12 protein-coding genes and 1 pseudogene are annotated in these 17746 nt (G+C 73.7%); 8 read left to right on the top strand and 5 right to left on the bottom strand.

What is annotated here, in order from left to right; all coding sequences use genetic code 11:
- Positions 1-493 precede the first annotated feature (493 nt).
- Positions 494-2650: a SpoIIE family protein phosphatase gene (locus QC385_RS22985; protein ID WP_279543423.1), complete on the bottom strand. Its 2157-nt coding sequence runs from the start codon at positions 2648-2650 to the stop codon at positions 494-496.
- Positions 2651-2736: 86 nt separating this feature from the next.
- Between QC385_RS22985 and QC385_RS22980 the strand changes: the two are divergent.
- Positions 2737-3492, top strand: a pseudogene (locus QC385_RS22980) (LuxR C-terminal-related transcriptional regulator); the annotation flags it as partial.
- Here the strand turns inward: QC385_RS22980 and QC385_RS44090 are convergent.
- The 4 genes from QC385_RS44090 to lanKC form a co-directional block, all read right to left on the bottom strand.
- Complete coding sequence (locus tag QC385_RS44090; RefSeq protein ID WP_443032968.1) at positions 3415-5385, bottom strand: ATP-binding cassette domain-containing protein; 1971 nt, start codon at positions 5383-5385, stop codon at positions 3415-3417. The pseudogene QC385_RS22980 and the gene QC385_RS44090 overlap by 78 nt on opposite strands.
- Positions 5382-7133 (bottom strand): ABC transporter ATP-binding protein, encoded by a 1752-nt coding sequence (locus QC385_RS22970; RefSeq protein ID WP_279543216.1) that lies wholly within the window; start codon positions 7131-7133, stop codon positions 5382-5384. The genes QC385_RS44090 and QC385_RS22970 overlap by 4 nt, the downstream gene beginning before the upstream one ends.
- 85 nt (positions 7134-7218) lie before the next feature.
- Complete coding sequence (locus tag QC385_RS22965) at positions 7219-7335, bottom strand: SapB/AmfS family lanthipeptide (protein WP_010040504.1); 117 nt, start codon at positions 7333-7335, stop codon at positions 7219-7221.
- A gap of 55 nt (positions 7336-7390) precedes the next feature.
- Entirely contained in the window at positions 7391-10024 is a 2634-nt protein-coding gene (gene lanKC / locus QC385_RS22960) for a class III lanthionine synthetase LanKC (RefSeq protein WP_279543215.1), read from the bottom strand.
- A gap of 186 nt (positions 10025-10210) precedes the next feature.
- On the opposite strand from lanKC, the gene QC385_RS22955 reads away from it, so the two are divergent.
- The 7 genes from QC385_RS22955 to QC385_RS22925 all read left to right on the top strand — a co-directional run bounded on the left by QC385_RS22955 (position 10211) and on the right by QC385_RS22925 (position 17357).
- Positions 10211-12661, top strand: a complete 2451-nt coding sequence (locus tag QC385_RS22955) for a SpoIIE family protein phosphatase (RefSeq protein ID WP_279543214.1) — start codon at positions 10211-10213, stop codon at positions 12659-12661.
- 91 nt (positions 12662-12752) lie between these two features.
- Complete coding sequence (locus tag QC385_RS22950; protein WP_279543213.1) at positions 12753-13172, top strand: CBS domain-containing protein; 420 nt, start codon at positions 12753-12755, stop codon at positions 13170-13172.
- A 179-nt stretch (positions 13173-13351) separates the two neighbouring features.
- Positions 13352-13534 (top strand): hypothetical protein, encoded by a 183-nt coding sequence (locus tag QC385_RS22945; RefSeq protein ID WP_086850124.1) that lies wholly within the window; start codon positions 13352-13354, stop codon positions 13532-13534.
- A gap of 103 nt (positions 13535-13637) precedes the next feature.
- Complete coding sequence (locus QC385_RS22940; protein ID WP_279543212.1) at positions 13638-14705, top strand: glucose-1-phosphate thymidylyltransferase; 1068 nt, start codon at positions 13638-13640, stop codon at positions 14703-14705.
- Positions 14702-15682, top strand: a complete 981-nt coding sequence (gene rfbB, locus QC385_RS22935; protein ID WP_279543210.1) for a dTDP-glucose 4,6-dehydratase — start codon at positions 14702-14704, stop codon at positions 15680-15682. Before QC385_RS22940 ends, rfbB begins: the two co-directional genes overlap by 4 nt.
- A complete protein-coding gene (gene rfbD, locus QC385_RS22930) occupies positions 15679-16557 on the top strand; it encodes a dTDP-4-dehydrorhamnose reductase (protein WP_279543209.1) in 879 nt (292 codons plus the stop codon). The genes rfbB and rfbD overlap by 4 nt, the downstream gene beginning before the upstream one ends.
- The gene (locus tag QC385_RS22925; RefSeq protein WP_279543208.1) at positions 16554-17357 is read left to right on the top strand and encodes a class I SAM-dependent methyltransferase; all 804 of its coding nucleotides are present in this window, start codon (positions 16554-16556) and stop codon (positions 17355-17357) included. The genes rfbD and QC385_RS22925 overlap by 4 nt, the downstream gene beginning before the upstream one ends.
- Positions 17358-17746: the final 389 nt, after the last annotated feature.

Raw genomic sequence — 17746 nt, 5'->3', positions numbered from 1 at the left:
CGGGACCGGGCCGGCCCACCGGTGTTCGCGGCCGTCGACCGGGCTGAGGCGCGGTGCCGGGCCGGTGGCGCCCGGCGGCGTTTGCGGTCGTCGACCGGGTTGAGGCGTGGTGCCGGGCCGGTGGCGCCCGTCGGCGTTCGCGGCCACCGAGCGGACTGAGCTGCGGTGCCGGGCCGGTGGCGCCCGGCGGTGTTCGCGGTCGTCGACCGGGCTGCGGCGTGGTGCCGGGCCGGTGGTGCCCACCCGCGTTCACGGCCGTCGACCGGGCTGGGCTGCGGTGCCGGGCCGGTGGCGCCCGGCGGCGTTTCCGGCCGCCGAGCGGGCTGGGGCGCGCTTGGCGGGTCCTGGTCGGCGGCGCCCACCGGCGTTCGAAGCCGCCCCGGCCTGAGCCGCGCTCGTGCGGTTCCGGCCGGTGGTGGACCGGGCCGGCCCTCCGGCGGGAGGGCCGGCCCGTCCGCACGCGCGGCGGACTCCGCAGGAGAGTGTCCGGGTCCTACCCGACGGCCCTGAGCAGCAACAGGGCGATGTCGTCGAGCCGTTCCTCCCCGTCCGTGCGGAGGGGTTCCTGGCGGACGAGGCTGTCGGCCAGCTCGTCCAGCGGCTGGTCCCCGGCGTCGGCCAGGCGGCGTCCCAGGCTCGCGAGGGCCTCCTCGAAGTCCGTTCCGGGGGACTCGACCAGCCCGTCGGTGTAGAGGACGAGCAGGGAGCCGGGGGCGAGGGCGACCTCCGTCGTCGGGTACACCGCGGAGGCGTCGATGCCCAGCAGCGGGCCGCCCGCCAGGTCGAGGACACGCACCCGCCCGTCCGGACGTCTCAGCAGCGGCGGCGGATGACCCGCCCGGGACATCACGGCCCGGCCGTGCGCCGGGTCCAGGCGCAGGTACAGGCAACTGGCGAACAGGTCGGACCCCAGGTCGAGCAGCAGCCGGTTGGTGCTGCGCATGACCTCCTCGGGCGCCTGGCCCACGGCCGTGTACGCGCGCACCGCGGTGCGGACCTGCCCCATCAGCCCGGCCGCCGTGACGTTGTGGCCCTGCACGTCCCCGATCACTGCCGCCGCCATCCCCTGGGTGCGCACCAGGTCGTAGAAGTCGCCGCCGATGTCCATGCCCTGCGTGGCCGGCACATAGCGGGCCGCCGCCTCGATGCCGGGCAGCGACGGCAGGGAGTGCGGCAGCAGCGCCTCCTGGAGGCCGTGCGCGAGCCGGTGCTTGGCGTCGTAGAGCAGCGCCCGCTCCAGCGCCTGGGCGATCAGCCCGGCCAGGCTGGTCATCACCGCCCGCTCCTCCGTCGGGAAGTGGTGCGGCTCGGCGTAGGAGAGCACGCACGTCCCCACCGGCCGACCCTGGGCGATCAGTGGCAGATACGCCCAGGCCGCGAAGCCGTCGGGCGTGGCGACCCGCGCCGGGTAGAGGCGCTCCAGCTGTTCCTGCGACTCGAAGAAGGCGGGCACGCCCGTGCGCAGCACCTGTGTGCCCGGGGTCGGCTCGGTCAGCGGCATCCCGTCGAACCGTTCCACCACGGCCGCGTTCCGGTACCCGCGGTGCCCGAGCACCCGCAGCCGGTTCGCCCGCGAGCCCAGCACGACGAGTGCCTGGCTGCCCACGGCCGGGGCGATCTCGTCCGCGACCAGCTGCACCACGTCCTGCACCCCCACCGCCTCGGTGAGCGCGCTGGCCAGGTCCAGCACCTGCGACATGGTGACCAGCCGGGTCGGCGTCCCGTCGGCCGGCGGGGCGGCCCGGTTCATCTCCGTCACGGCCCGGGACCTGGTGATCCGGACGCTGAGGCCCGTCGTGCTCGGGTACAGCCGGAACGACAGCCACTCGCCGGGCGGGCGCAGCGCCACGAACGAGGCGGTGTGCTGGCTCATCAGCGCGGCCCGGTAACGGTCCTCGTACACCGGGTCGTTGAGCCACGGCACCGACGCCCACAGCTGCGTGCCGAGCAGCCGGCTGACCGGGACGTTCAGCAGCTCGGCCGCCGCCGCGTTGACGAAGCCGATCCGCCCGTGCAGATCCAGCGAGACCAGCCCGTAGGGCAGCCGGCTCACCATCCGGGCCGCCTCGACCGTGCCGAGCGTGCCGGCCATACCGCCGACCATGGGCGAGGCGACCAGATCGGTCTCGGGGTGCGGCGGGATGCTGTGCTCGGCGGCCCGCTCCAGCCGGACCGCCAGCCGGCCGCAGGCTGCGGTCAGGCCCTCGCTCTCCCGGTCGGACAGCTCCTGCGGATGCCCGCCCGGCCAGGTCACGAACACCGCGCCGTACACGGTGGACTCGGTGGCCACCGGCACCGCCGCCAGGGCGAACGGATAGGGCAGCACCACGGCGATCCGCGGATAGCGGCGGGCCATCTCCTCCTCGCCGCCGACCCATACCAGCCTGCGCTCGCGCGCCGCGTCGGCGACCGGGATCGGCGCGCTCAGCCCCACCCGCTCCCAGGGCGCCGCGAACGCCCGGGGCAGCCCCGCCATCACCGCCATCTCCAGCACCGGCTGGTCCTGCGCCAGCAGGTACACCGCGCCGGAGTGGGCGTGCACCTCGTCCATCATCGAGGCCAGCGCCAAGGACAGCAGGGGTCGGCCGACCGGCGTCCTGGCGGCCGCCGGCGCCTGCGCGGACGACTGTCCGTCGGACACGCCGACCACCTCCTCGCACGGCCGCGCGACCGGGCCCACGAACAAATCTCCTCCCTGGCGGCCCGTCGCGCACGACGAGCGGCACGGGGACGGACATGGTTACCGTCGGTCACAGACCCACGGGCACCGTTGAGGGCGCCCGCGTACCCCGACCGCCGCGTCCCATGCCGCCGAAGTCGAAGCGCGGCGGGGTGTACGGGCGCCGCGCGTGCGCCCCCACGCACCCTGATGGCCGGTTCTCCGCGCCCACGCAGGGTCACGGTCGCGAACAATGGGGCACGCGCTCAACACGAAGAGGTGGCGTACGGCGAGCCGAGGGGGTGGCAGTGATCCGGGTGCTGCTGGTGCACGACGAGTGTCTGGTGCGATCGGTGCTGGCGGAGTGGCTGCGGGGGGAGTCCGATCTCGTGGTGCACGACACGTCGTGGCGAGGCGCGCCCGGACTGCTGCCGTCCGTGCGGCCGGATGTCTGTGCGGCAGACCTGGAGTGCGCGGACTCCTACGGCATCCCGCCGCTGGGCGAGCTGTGCCGGCCGGGCCCGGACCGGACGCGCCCGCGCTTGCTCGTGCTCGCCACCGCGAACAGGCCCGGACTGCTGAAGCGGGCGGCCGAGGCGGGGGCGCTCGGCTACGTCGACAAGGAGGGTTCGCCGCAGAACCTGCTGCGCGGAATCCGCCGGGTCGCCCAGGGGGAACGTTTCGTCAACGACTCCCTGGGGTTCGGTTTCCTCAAGGCGGCCGAGATGCCGCTGACCCGAAGAGAGCTGAGCGTGTTATCCCTCGCGGCCGAGGGGGCCTCCATCGCGGAGATCGCCGGGAGCCTGCACCTGTCCCACGGGACCGTGCGCAACTACATGGCGTCCATCACCCGCAAGACCGGGGCCCGCAACCGCATCGACGCGATCCGCATCTCGCAGGGACAGGGCTGGCTCTGACCGCCGCCGGGGCGGTGCGGGCGCCCAGCTCCCGACGAGGTCCCGGTACAGCGCCGAGGACCGCATCAGCTCCTCGTGGCCGCCGCAGGCCGTGCTCCGGCCGTCCATGACCAGCACCCGGCCGGCGCGGCGGGCCGAGCTGATGCGGTGGGCGACGACCACGAGGGTCCCGCCCGGCCGCGCGGCGAAGGCCCGCTCGGCGCGCTCCTCCGCCTCGGCGTCCAGATGGCAGGTCGCCTCGTCGAGCAGGGCGAGCGGGGCGTACGACAGGTAGGCCCGGGTCAGCGCGACCAGTTGCCGTTCGCCGGCCGACAGGGCGGCGGGATCGACCCGGGCGCACAGGCCGCCGAGCCGGTCGGCCAGCGGGGCGAGGCCGACCGCCTCGGCCGCGGCGAGCAGTTCCTCCTCGGGCACCGGGTCCGGACGCAGGTACGCGAGATTCTCGGCCAGCGTGCCGCCGAAGACGTACGCCTCCTGCGGGATGAGCACCCGCGCGGCGGCCGCCTCCGGACCGGGCACGGGGTGTCCGGCCACCGCGATGGTGCCCCGGTCCGGCGTGAGAAGCCCGGCCACGAGGGCGGTGAGGGTGGACTTGCCGGCACCGCTGGGGCCGACGACGGCCAGGTGCGAGCCGGTCGGCAGGGTGAGGTCGAGCCCGTCGACGACGGGGGCGCTGGCGGGGCCGTAGGCGAAGGTGACGGAGGAGAGGGACAGGGCTGGGGGAGAGGGGGCGGGCAGCGAATGACCGGCGGGGGCGGTCCGGCCGTCGGCGGTGGGCGCACTCCCGTTCGTCGTATCCCCGGGCCGCCTGCCCGTCCGCGACCGCGTTCCGTCGCCGCCCGTGCCGTCGGTCTCGGCGGAACCCGCCGGGGCGAGCCTGCGCAGCACCACCGTCAGGCGGGAGCCACTGGTGCCCAGGCCGTGGATCAGGTTGCGCAGGGCGGGCAGCAGGGACTGGGTGACGTAGGCGAGGGCGCCGACCAGGGCGCCCGTGGTGACGCCGTGGGCCAGGAGCCACGGGGCGGTGGCGAGCAGCAGCACGATCGGCAGCTGACCGCCGAGCGCCAGGGACGCCACACGCAGTACGCCCCAGTGGGCCAGGGAGCGTGCCGCCCGGAATTCCGCCTTGACCCGTTCACCGGTGGCGGCGGCGATGTGCGCCTCGGCGCCGGTCGCGGTGATGTCCCGCAGACCCGGGCAGACGGTGCCCAGGTGTCCCGCGAGGGCCTCGTCGGCGACGAGGAACGCCTCCTGCCGCCGGGCGAGCGGCCGCAGGGTCGCCGCGAACAGCGCCACCCCCGCGGCCAGGGGCGGCCCGACGACCAGCAGGAGCGGCGGGGCGAGCGCGAACAGCCCGGCCAGGGCACCGGCGGCGGTGAACACGAAGGAACGGGAGACCATGACCAGCCCGGCGAAGGTGTCCCGCGCGATCTCCACCTGCTGGGTGAGCCCGGACAGGGAGCCCGGATCCCCGGTCCGCACTCCGCGCGCGACCACCCGCTCCACGAGCCGGTCCCGGAACGGCTCGACCAGCGCGGCGACGGCCGCGTACACCCGTGCGGTCCCGTACGCCCCGGCCAGGACACCGAGCCCGGCCACCGCCAGCCAGGCCAGTCCGACGTCCGGCCGCCCTCGCAGGAACCCGTCGTCCAGGGCGCGGGCGGGCCCGTACCCGATGAGGAAGGTCTGCCCGGTCTCCAGGACCGACCATGCGGTGAGCCGCAGCAGGACCCGCCACCGGGCCAGCAGGAACCGCAGGCCCCGCGAAGGCAGTCCGCCCCGCACGGGGCTGTCCGTCATGCCCGTCATGCCTCTGCCCCGCTCCCGGCCCCGGCGTACGCGGAGTCCGTCCCCTCCCCGAACACCGCCCGGTACTCCGCGAGCCGCCACAGCTCCTCGTGCCGCCCCACCGCACGCACCCGCCCCTGGTCCAGCCAGGCCACGGCGTCGGCGCACGCGGCAGTGGCACCGCGGTGGGCGACCAGGAGCCGGGTGCCGGCCGGGCCGTCGCCGAGGAGGGCGTCGGTGATGTGGCGTTCCGTCACCGTGTCCAGGCTGGAGAGGGCGTCGTCGAGGATCAGCAGCCGGCCGCCGTGTGCGAACGCCCGGGCCAGGCCCAGCCGTTGGGACTCGCCGCCGGAGCGCGGGGCGTCGGCGACGGCCGTGCCGTATCCGTCGGGCAGGCGGCGGACGAAGTCGTCCGCGAGGGCGGTGCGGGCCGCCGCACGGACGCGGTCGGGGCAGGGCGATGCCAGGCCGAGGCCGATCGCCCGCTCGACCGTGCCGCCGAGGAGGGCCGGGCGGGCGAAGGCGTAGCCGACGGCGCGCCGCAGATCGTCGTGCGGCAGCTCGCGCAACGGCACACCGTCGAGGAGCACCTCGCCCGCGTCCGGGTCGGCCAGCCGCCCGGCGAGCGCGGCCAGCAGCGACTTGCCCGCGCCCGACCGGCCCACCACGGCCAGGGTGGTGCCGCCCGGTACGACGAGGTCCACTCCGTCGAGCACGGTGCGTCCACCGCGCCGGGCCGTCACGCCCCGCAGCTCCAGCCGTCCGGGCCCGTCGGGCAGCCGCCGTGCGCCGAACGCGGTGGCGGGCTCGGCCCGGACCTCGCCGAGGCGCCGTGCCGCCGCCCGGGCCCGGGCCAGGCCCGCGAGCCGGCCGACCAGGACGCCGACGCCCGTCGCGAGCACCGCGTACCGCGAGGCCGCGAGCACCTCGCCCACGGACAACAGGTCCCGGGTGAGCAGCACACCGGCCACGGCGACGACCCCGAGCTGGAGCAGCGGTGCCACGGCGACCGCCTGTGCGGCGGCGCGCCCCTGCACCCGCCACATGCGGTGCCCGGCCTCGGACAGGCCGGGCAGCGGCCGCAGCACGCGGGCCGTCTCCCGGCCCTCGGCACCCGCCGCCCGGACGGTGCGGAAGCCCTCGACGGCCTCGGCCAGCGCGGCGGCGATCCGGCCCTGGGCCGCCTGGTAACGAGTCGCGCTCTGCGTGGTGTCACGGGCCACGGCACGCAGCAGGAACGTCAGCACGGGCGCCCCGGCGAGGAAGACGGCCGCGAGCCGCCAGTCGATCAGGCCGAGCGCGACCACACCCCCGAGAGGGCCGGCGAGGGCGGCGAGCAGTGCCGCACGGGCCGCCGGAGTGGTCCCCGCCTCGGCGGCGTTGCCGACCAGGCGCGCGACGAGGTCACCCGAGCCGAAGCGGTCGGCGGCCCGCGGGCCGACGCCCAGGACGTGCCCGGTCAGCCGGCGGCGCAGCCACGCGGTGCTGCGGGCGTCGACGGTTCCGGTCAGCACGGTCTGGGCCGCGTCCAGCAGGGCGAGCAGCAGTACGAGAGCGGCGCAGTACAGCACCCAGCGGGTTGCCGGGGCCTGCGCCAGCAGCAGGTCGAGGGCCCGGCCCAGCGCGGCCGGCAGCAGCAGCCCGGCACCGGTCGCGGCGGTGCTGAACAGACACAGCGCCGCGCAGCGGGCCCCGCTGTACCGGGTGGCCGTACGCAGCAGCACGCGGGCGTGTCCGGTCGCCGGGTCGTCGTCACCACGCGTGGTCATACGGGCCTTTCGGGAAACGGGAGGGCCCCGGACGGCCCCTCCCCGAAGGGAGAGAGCCGCCCGGAGCCATGCCGCGGACCGTCGGTCAGAGACAGAGCAGGACGCTCGCCGCGCTGATGCAGGAGAGCAGGCTCACCGTGCTGGCGCCGCCACCGTCCGTCCGCTCCTCGGACTCGATGGTCTGCAGGTCGAGAAGTGCCATGGTGTGTCCTTCCGTTGGGTGTCCGTCCGTGGTCATCCGTGGGGACGGGGTGGTGTCACGACTCCGCGGGATCGCGGAACCGCGTATCGGTGGGCCGCCGGTCCGGCGGCGGGAGGAACGGCAGGTGGGCGTCGGTCGCCGGGTCGAGGGCCGCGCCGAGCGCCAGCAGGCACCCTGCCGTTCCGGTGGCGAGGTCCATGGACAGCCGCATCATCTGGTGTCCGGGGAAGGCGAGTTGGCCCTCGTAGGCCATCGCGAACCAGCCGAGTCCAGCGATCTGCCCGGCCAGCCGTTCCGCGGTCGCGCCCGGCTCGGTCGTGCGGCCGAGGTGCAGGATCATTCCGGCGCGGCCCTGGAACAGCCCGGGCTGCGCGTAGAAGCGTGAGGTGGCGGCGGTCAGCACACCGGAGCGGGCCGGGCCGAACTCCCCGGCCGTTTCGGGGGCGTGGGCCACGAGGTCGTCGAGGACCATCCCGATTCCCGCGCTGCCGTCGCCGAGATAGGGCAGGGTCCGCCAGCCCTCGTCGACCTCCAGCGCACCGCCCTCGCGGGTCACACAGGACTCCAGGTCCCGGCGCAGGGCCACGGCCGCCGCCTGAAGCCATTCGGCCCGGCCGGTCCACTCGTACTGCCGCAGCAGCAGCAGCGCCGGACCGGTCGCGCCCCGCAGCAGTCCGGCGCGCCGCCGGGGCGTGGCAGGCGGCGGCTCGGTGAGCCGTCGCACAAGGATCCGGGCGGCCTCGTCGGCCCGCTCGCGCAGCGCGGTTTCCCCGGTGGTGCGCGCCAAGTGGCCCAGGACGAGGCCCAGTCCGGCCAGTCCGCCGTGCAGATCGGAGGAGAGGTTCTGCCACCGCTCCGCGAGGATGCCCTCGACCAGGTCCAGCGCCCGCTGCCGGTGCCCGAGCCGGTCCAGGACCAGGGCGACGCCCGCGAGCCCGTCGTACAGGCCGAGCGGTGTGCCGACCGGGGCCGGCGCCGTCCGGGCCAGCAGCCAGCGCTCGCCCTCCTCGTACCGCTCGGCGCCGATCGCGTCCAGTGCGTAGAGCACCCCGGCCGCGCCGTGGGCGATCCCGAGCCCGCCGCCGTCGGAGAACTGGGCGACGTCGCCCGGGAAGAGACGGTCGTCGCGCTCCGGGGTGGCCGAGGCGAGGATCGCCTTGACCATCGAGTCCCGGCTGTAGGGCCAGTCGCCGGGGTCCACCGGAGAGGAGGGAGCGGCCACCGTACGGCCGGACACCTCCCGCGTGATCTCCGCGACCGCCTCGTCGAGGAACTCCCGCGGCACGTCCGGGAACTGCTCTGCGATCACCTCGGCCAGATGTGCCGCCTTGCCGCGGTCGACCACGAACAGCGTGGTGACAGGCAGGAACAGGGCCAGCCGCAGACAGGCCAGGGCGTAGCGGTCGATGTCGGCGCCCCGGCGGTCCGGCGGCGCGAAGAAGCCCGGGTGGGCCACGACCTGGCGGCCGTTCTCCCCGACCGGGGCCGCGGCCTCGAAGTCGAGCAGGAAGACCGACTCCTCGTCCGGGGCGACCATGATGTTGAAGACGTGCAGGTCGTTGAAGACGATGCCGCGCGCGTGCACCGCCGCCACGGCCTCCTCCACTCTGCGGTGGATGCGCAGCGCCCACGCCGTGTACGCGGCGACGGCCTCCGGCTCGGGGTCCTGGGCGAGCAGCGGATGCCGCTCGGCGAAGAACGAGTTGAGCGGACGGCCCTCGAGGAAGTCCATCACCAGGAAACGGTGGCCGCCGAGTTCGAACCAGTCGCGCACCTCCGGGACCACACCCGTGCCCGCGACCTGCTCCAGCGCCTGCTTCTCCCGCTCCAGCCGGGCGACCGCGTCGGCGCCGTCCGAGGCGAGCCCGGCGTGCGGCCGGCCCTCCTTCAGCACGACCTTGCGCCCGTCGCGCGTGTCGGTGCCGGTGTACACACCGCCGCCGTTGGAGAAGTGCAGCGCCTTCTCGATGCGGTACGGCAGGTCGCCCGTCGTGGTGTTGTTGCGCGCGTCCAGGTGAGGCCTGAGGAACTCCGGCAGCGTCACCCACTCGGGTACCTGGAAGGACGGCGCCCGCCGGTCCGGCACCAGCCGCCCCTCGCCGTCCCGCACCGCCGGCACCAGCGAGCCCCGGTCGTCCACGACGAACGAGCGCGCGAAGGCGCCGTACCGGACGTACAGCGGACCCTCGCCCCACCGCAGGTCGGTCAGGATGTACGGCCCCTCGAACCCCTCCAGCAGCGCGCCCAGCTCGCGCAGCACCTCGTGCAGCTGCTCCTCGTCGGCCGGATAGACGGTGACGAACTTGCCGCTGCCGTCGCGCGGCGCGTACTTGGTGTTGCGCAGGTGCAGCAGGTGCGGGCCCGGCACGAACTTGAAGGGGATCCGCCGTTCGACGCAGTAGTCCCACACGATCCCGGCGATCCGTTCCGCGTTCGACCGGGTCGCCGAGGCGTGGATCTTCCAGCCCTGCGCCGGACCCGGGAGCGGCTCGCCGTCCGGGCCGAGCGGCGTCATCGTCAGCCAGTCGCCGATCCGCGCCGCCTTCCAGCCCTCGGGCACCGGCCGGCGGGCCGTCTCGTAGAGGTGCGCGGCCGCCCCCTGCGCGGCCTCCTGCCCGCCCCGCAGCCGGTCCGGCGTCTCGTAGAAGTGCCGGTCGGCGAGCGCGTACACCTCGTACCGCTTGTCCATGCGTCCCCCTCCGTGACGAGCACCGAGCCTTCCAGCCACGCGACGGGCCCGGACAGTCACGCCTGTCACGAGAACACCGTGCGGAACGCATGGGTAAAGACATGTTCGGTGGCTTTCGAGCGCCCGTTCGGGCTCGGCTCCACGGAACGGTCACAGGGGCTGCGCAGGTGTCTCATAAGCGCTCTAATGGCCAACGTGGTCAGTGAGGGCGCCCAAGAGCGCGGAACGCGAACGCTGCGTGCCGAAGGTGCCCTCAAAGCGATCGCGGTCGATCAGGGGTCGCCCGAACGCGTGCACCGCGTTCTCGAACAGGCGCTCGTCTTCGCCGGTGCCGCGTTCGTCGGCGTGTACACGCCCGGTCAGGACGGCGAACTGCTCTGCCTCGTCGAGTCGGCCGGGGTGCCCAGGACGCTGTACGGGCTGCGCGACAGCTACCCGCGCTCCGGGCGGTCCCCCGTCGCCGAGGCCCACCGCGGCGGACGGCCGGTGTCGCTGACCCCGGCCGAACTCGCCGAGCACGCCCAGGCGCGGCGCGTGCCGTCCCGGGACTTCCACCTGGTCGCCCTGCCGGTGCACGGGAACGGCGGCGGCTGCCTGCTCGCCGTGAGCGAGCGCCCCGCCGGGTTCGACACCGACGACCGCAAGTGCCTGGAACTCATCTCCGAGGCGGTCGCCGTCACCGCCCCGGCCGCGCTCGCCGAGGGCGGTGAACTGCCGCCGGGTGCCTTCAGCCTCGCGATGGACACCGGCCGCGTACGAGTCGGTGACGAACTGCTGGACCTGTTCGGCCTGGACCCCGTGGAGTTCGACGGCCGGGTCGAGACCCTGCTCGGCATGACCGTGCCGGAGGACCTGCCGTCGCTGATGTCCGTGGTGGAGGCGGACCACATGTCCATCGGCGACCGGGAGCTGGAGTTCCGCGTGCTCCAGCCCACCGGGCCGCCGAAGTGGCTCCGGCTGAGCGGGCGTCTCCTGCCCGGCGGCGAGGGCCACCCCGCGCGGCTCGTGGGCACCGTCGCCGACGCCTCCACGCTGCGTTCCGACGTCACCGACGTGGCCCGTGTCCAGCGCCTGGCCACCGCGCTGGCCACCGCCGTCACCGTCCGCGACGTCGGCAACGCCGTGGTCGCCGCCCTGCGCCGGCCGCTGCGGGCCGACCGGATCGCCCTCGCCGAGCTGGAGAGCGACAGGCTCGTCGTCACCGTCCTCGACCCGCCCGAACCCGAGGCCTGGCCCGAGCTGTGGCGCACGGAGTGGCGGGGCGAGTGGCCCGACGCGCCCGTGCGCGCCATGCCCACCCTCGCCGCCGCGCTGCGCGAGGGCCGGGCCCGGATCTGGCCCGCCGGCAGCCCCCTGGAGCGCTCCCTGGCCGAGGTCGGCCCCGGCGGCCTGGCTGTCCTGCCGCTGCCCGCCGGGAACCGCATGGCCGGAGCCTGCCTGATCGGCTGGGAGACCCCGCACGACTTCGGCGCCGACGAGCGCGCCCTGCTCACCGCCTGCGCCGGCCTCGCCGGCCAGGCCCTGGTGCGGGCCCGGGCCTTCGACGCCGAACACGAACTCGTCGGCATGCTCCAGCGCCAGCTGCTGCCACGCCGCCTGCCCCGGCTGCCGGGCGCCGTGGCCGTGGCCCGCTACCTGCCCAGCACGGCCGGACTCGAACTCGGCGGCGACTGGTACGACGTCATCCCGCTGCCCGACAACCACGTCGCCCTGGTCATCGGCGACGTCCAGGGGCACAGCGCGGGCGCAGCCACCCTCATGGGCCAGATGCGCACCGCCCTGCGCGCCTACGCCGTCGAAGGCCACCCGCCGGATGTCGTGGTCGCGCACGCCAACCGGCTGCTCATGGACATGGAGAGCGACCTCTTCGCCACCTGCGCCTACGTCGACGTCGACCTGGAGGAGGGCTCCGCCTGGTGCGTGCGCGCCGGGCACCTGCCGCCGGTGCTGCGCTACCCCGACGGCCGGACCGAGATCGCGGAGGCCGAGGGCGGCCCGCCCCTCGGAGTGATCACCCGGGCCGACTTCCCCATGAGCCCGCTCCGGCTGCCGCCCGGCACCGTGATCGCCCTGATCACGGACGGCCTCGTCGAGACGCCCGGCACCGACATCGACGAGGGCATGGACCGCCTCGCCGGCCGGCTGGCCGAAGCCGCCCCCGCCGACCTGGGGCTCGTCGCCGACGCCCTCCTCGGCAACGCCCCGCGCAGCGACGACGTCGCCCTGCTCCTCATGCGCTACGACGGCATGGACCTGCGCCCGCTGCGGGACGGCTGGACGGTGTGGCGCGTCCCGCAGGCGGTCGGGCACGCCCGCCGCTTCGCCCGGCGCACCCTGCGCTCCTGGGGCGTCACCGAGGACGTCGACGCCGCCCTCCTCGTCGTCTCCGAACTCGTCACCAACGCCCTCGTGCACACCGACGGCCAGGTCCGCATGGACCTCACGCTCATCAACAACCGCCTGCGCGTCGCCATCGCCGACGCCTCCCCGCGCAGCCCGGTCCGGCCGGCCAGCATCGGCTGGGAGGCCACCGGCGGCCGGGGCATCCTCCTCGTCGAGGCGCTGTCGGCGACGTGGGGGACGCTGCCGGTCAGCGGCGGCAAGCAGGTGTGGGCGGAGCTGGTCCTCGGGCGGTGAACCCGTCCCCGATGACCTGGTGACCGGGCCGGTTCGCCGGGTACCCGGGCGGCGCAAGACGGAGAACCCGAGCCGAAGGAAGAGGAACGTCATGGCTCAGCATGTCCGCGACATCATGACCAGCGATCCGGCCACGGTCGAGCCGCAGACCTCCGTCGCCGAGGTGGCCCGCATCATGCGCGACGAGGACCTCGGCGTCGTCCTGGTGACGGACGGCGACGATCTGCGCGGTGTGGTCACCGACCGTGATCTGGTGGTCCGGTCGATCAGCCAGGGCGGTGACCCGGAGCAGACCACGGTGGCCGGCGCGTGCAGTGACGAACTGGTCACCGTCGGCCCCGACGACGACCTGGACCAGGCGGTGCAGCTGATGCGCGAGCACTCCGTGCGCCGTATCCCGGTCGTCGACCACGGCCACCCCGTGGGCATCGTCTCCCTGGGCGACATGGCCATGGAGCGTGACCCGGACTCGGCGCTGGGAGACATCAGCGCCGCGCGTCCCAACACGTGACGACAGCACCCGGCCGGCCGGTCCCGCGCACGAACTGTGCGCGGGACCGGCCTGTGTGGGACAACAGCCGTGTGGCGTACGGGACTTCAGAGCGCGGCCGAGACGTCACGACTCGTGTTTGTTCGGTTTGCCGGTGGGGACTCGAACAGCAGTGGAACGCAGAAGGAAGATGATGAGTCGTGACGTCCATGGAGACCAGTGACAAGCCCGTCGCCCGTCGGCCCGAGACCGGCTGGTCGAAGGCACGCCGCCTGCGCGGCAAGGCCGCGATGCGGACCTGCCTCCCCGCCGTGGAGGACCGGGCCACCACCCGGACCGCGCGCTCCGAGCCGGACTGGAACATCGTCAGGGGCGAGGACTGACCGCTCCCGGAGGGCCGCGCGGTGACGACGGTCGTAACTCCGCGCATCGACAACTAAAAGAAGTGATGTTCACATCCGCCGGTTCACGACTAAGGTGAACCGAATGAAGGCTCTCGTGCTGTCCGGCGGCGCAGGAACAAGACTGAGGCCGATCACACACACGTCGGCCAAGCAACTGGTGCCAGTGGCCAACAAGGCCGTGCTTTTCTATGGGTTGGAGTCGATCGCCGAGGCCGGCATCACCGACGTGGGCATGATCGTCGGGGACACGGCCGCGGAGATCGAGGAAGCGGTGGGCGACGGGTCGCAGTTCGGCCTGAAGGTCACCTACATCCCTCAGGAGCGGCCCCTGGGGCTGGCCCACGCGGTACTGATCGCCCGGGACTACCTCGGCGACGACGACTTCGTGATGTACCTCGGCGACAACTTCATCGTCGGCGGCATCAGCTCACTCGTCGACGAATTCCGCGGCAACCGGCCCGACGCCCAGATCCTGCTCACGCGCGTGGCCGACCCACGCGCCTTCGGCGTCGCCGAACTCGATCCCTCCGGCCAGGTCATCGGCCTGGAGGAGAAACCCGACCAGCCCAAGAGCGACCTGGCCCTGGTCGGCGTCTACCTGTTCACCCCCCTGATCCACGAAGCGGTACGCGCCATCGAACCGTCCTGGCGCGGCGAACTGGAGATCACCCACGCCATCCAGCACCTGATCGACTCCCGCGCCGACGTGCGCTCCACGGTCATCACGGGCTACTGGAAGGACACCGGCAACGTCGGCGACATGCTCGAGGTGAACCGCATGGTTCTCGAGGGCATGGACCGCCGGATCGACGGCGACGTGGACACCGCGTCGGAGACCATCGGTCGCGTGGTGGTGGAGGAGGGCGCGCGGATCGTCAACTCCCGCATCGTCGGCCCCGCCGTCATCGGTTCCGGAACCGTCATCAGCAACTCCTACGTGGGCCCCTTCACCTCCATCGCGGAGAACTGCCGGATCACCGACAGTGAACTGGAGTTCTCCATCGTGCTGCGGGACTCCTCGATCCAGGGCGTCGGCCGGATCGAGGCCTCGCTGATAGGCCGGCACGTCGAGGTGACGCCGGCCCCCAGCGTCCCCAGCGCCCACCGCTTCGTCCTCGGAGACCACAGCAAGGTACAGATCACTTCATGAACCTCCTTGTCACCGGCGCAGCCGGGTTCATCGGCTCCCGATACGTCCGCGCACTGCTCGCCTCGGACGCGCCCGGCGCGCCGCGCATCACCGTGCTGGACAAGCTCACCTATGCCGGCACCCTCGACAACCTCGAACTCGGCCACCCCCGGCTGGAGTTCGTGCAGGGCGACATCTGCGACGCCGAACTGGTCGACAAGCTCATGGCCGACGCGGACCAGGTCGTGCACTTCGCCGCCGAGTCGCATGTGGACCGCTCGATCACCGGCGCGGCCGACTTCGTCCGCACCAACGTGCTGGGCACCCAGACCCTGCTGGACGCCGCCCTGCGCCACGCCGTGGGCCCCTTCGTGCACGTCTCCACCGACGAGGTCTACGGCTCCATCGAGACCGGCTCCTGGCCGGAGGACCACCCGCTGCAACCCAACTCCCCGTACTCGGCCTCCAAGGCCTCCTCCGACCTGCTCGCCCTGGCCTACCACCGCACTCACGGCCTCGACGTGCGCGTCACCCGCTGCTCCAACAACTACGGCCCGCACCAGTTCCCCGAGAAGGTCATCCCGCTGTTCGTCACCAACCTCCTCGACGGCCACAAGGTGCCGCTGTACGGCGAGGGCCGCAACGTCCGGGACTGGCTGCACGTGGACGACCACTGCCAGGGCATCGACCTCGTCCGTACCAAGGGCCGGCCCGGCGAGGTCTACAACATCGGCGGCGGCACCGAGCTCACCAACAAGGAACTCACCGGGCTGCTCCTCGACGCCTGCGGCGCGGACTGGGACCGGGTGGAGTACGTCGAGGACCGCAAGGGCCACGACCTGCGCTACTCCGTCGACTGTTCCAAGGCCCGCGACGAACTCGGTTACAGCCCCCGCCACGACTTCACCACCGGCCTCGCCGAGACCGTCGCCTGGTACCGCGACAACCGTGCCTGGTGGGAGCCACTGAAGCAGCGCGTCGCCCAGGAGCGCGCATGAGGTGGCTGATCACCGGGGCTGGCGGAATGCTCGGCCGTGACGTGGTCGAGGAGCTCACCCGGCGCGGCGAGGACGTGGTGGGCCTGGACCGGGCGGCCCTGGACATCGCCCGGTCCGCCGCCGTCGACACGGCTGTGCGCGACCACCGGCCCGACGTGGTCGTGAACTGCGCCGCGTACACGGCCGTGGACGACGCCGAGAGCGACGAGGCCCGCGCCCTGGAGATCAACGGGGACGGACCGCGCCTGCTCGCCCGGGCCTGCGCCGCGCACGGCGCCCGCCTGATCCACGTCTCCACGGACTACGTCTTCTCCGGCGAGGCCCGCACGACCCCTTACCCGGAGGATCATCCGACGGGGCCGCGCACCGCCTACGGCCGCACCAAGCTGGCCGGGGAGCGGGCCGTGCTGGAGGAACTGCCCGGGGCGAGCGCGGTCGTGCGCACGGCTTGGCTCTACGGGGTTCACGGCACTAACTTCGTGCGGACCATGATCGGACTCGAAGCCCGCCGCGACACCCTCGACGTCGTCGACGACCAGCGCGGGCAGCCCACCTGGAGCGCGGACGTCGCCGAACGGATCGCCGGCCTCGGCGTACGGCTCGGCCCCGACGCGCACGGCGTCTTCCACGCCACCAACTCGGGCGAGGCCACCTGGTACGAACTGGCCCGCGAGGTGTTCTCCCTCATCGGCGCCGACCCGGACCGGGTACGCCCCACCAGCAGCGCGGCCTTCCCCCGGCCCGCGCCCCGCCCGGCGTACAGCGCCCTCGCACACCGCCGGTGGCAGGAGATCGGCCTGCCCCTGCCGCGCGACTGGCGCTCCGCCCTGCACGAAGCACTGCCCCGTATCCGCAAGGAAGGTCCCCCTTCGTGAAACGCCATGAGTTCCTCCGGGAACTGCACAAGGTCAGCGCCAATCGCAACTACCTGGAGATCGGCGTCAACGACGGCCGCAGCCTGACGTTGTCCCGGGTCCCCAGCATCGCGATCGACCCCGCCTTCAAGGTGGTGTCGGAGCTGAAGTGCGACGTCCACCTGGTGAAGGCCACCAGCGACGACTTCTTCGCCCGTGACAACCCCCTCCAGCACCTCAAGGGCGGCCGTCACCCGCTGCGCAACCTGCGCCGCGGCCGCAGCCCGATCGGCTACTGGCGCAAAACGACGCTGGACCTGTCGTTCATCGACGGCATGCACCTGTTCGAGTTCGCACTGCGCGACTTCATGAACGTCGAGAAGTACTCGGACTGGTCCAGCGTGATCGTCCTTGACGACATGCTGCCGCGCAGCATCGACGAGGCGGCCCGGGACCGGCACACCAACGCCTGGACCGGCGACGTCTTCAAGATCACCGAGGTGCTGGCGCGTTACCGCCCCGACCTGGTCACGGTGCAGGTGGACACCGCCCCGACCGGCCAGCTGGTCGTCTTCGGCGCCGACCCGAACAACCGGGTCCTGCACGACAAGTACGACGAGATCATGGCCGAGTACAAGATCCCCGACCCGCAGAAGGTCCCCGAGGCGATCCTGGAACGGGCCGGTGCGGTGCGCCCCGAGGCCCTCGTGGAGGCAGGCTTCTGGCGCCCCCTCGTCCAGGCCCGCAACCGCGGCCTGCCCCGCTCCATCGGCTGGGAGCCCCTGCGCAAGGCCCTGCAACAGGTGGGCGTCAGCCGCTGACCTCTCCGGCGTCGTCGGCCTTCCCGGCGTCTTGCGGATCCGGGCCCGGGCGCTGCACGCGCCCGGGCCTTCGCGCCTCTGGAGGGCCGGAGTGAGCCCTGCCGAACCAGCCTCGTCCGACCATCTGCCGGGCCCGGGCCCCGGGCCCAGCCGTGCCCGCGCAGCCTCCGGCGTGTCGCGTGCGTCGCGCGGACTGGCCCCTGGGGCGTGTCCGGGCGTTGGGCGGGCCGGTCCTACGGCGTGATGTGGGTGCCGCGCGGACTGGCCCGGCGGCGTGTCGCGTGCGCTGCACGGCCCGGCCGTACGGCGTGTCGGGCCGCCGCGCCGACCGGCCCCATGGCGTGTCGGCGAAGTGAGCCTCCGCGTGCTGAGGCGGGCGCCAGTGTCAA

Origin of the sequence: Streptomyces sp. DH10 (genome assembly GCF_029813805.1) — a bacterium.
Classification (GTDB): Bacteria; Actinomycetota; Actinomycetes; order Streptomycetales; family Streptomycetaceae; genus Streptomyces; species Streptomyces coeruleofuscus.
The sequence above is the reverse complement of the archived record's forward strand: the minus strand, read 5'-3'. Positions and strand labels throughout refer to the sequence as shown.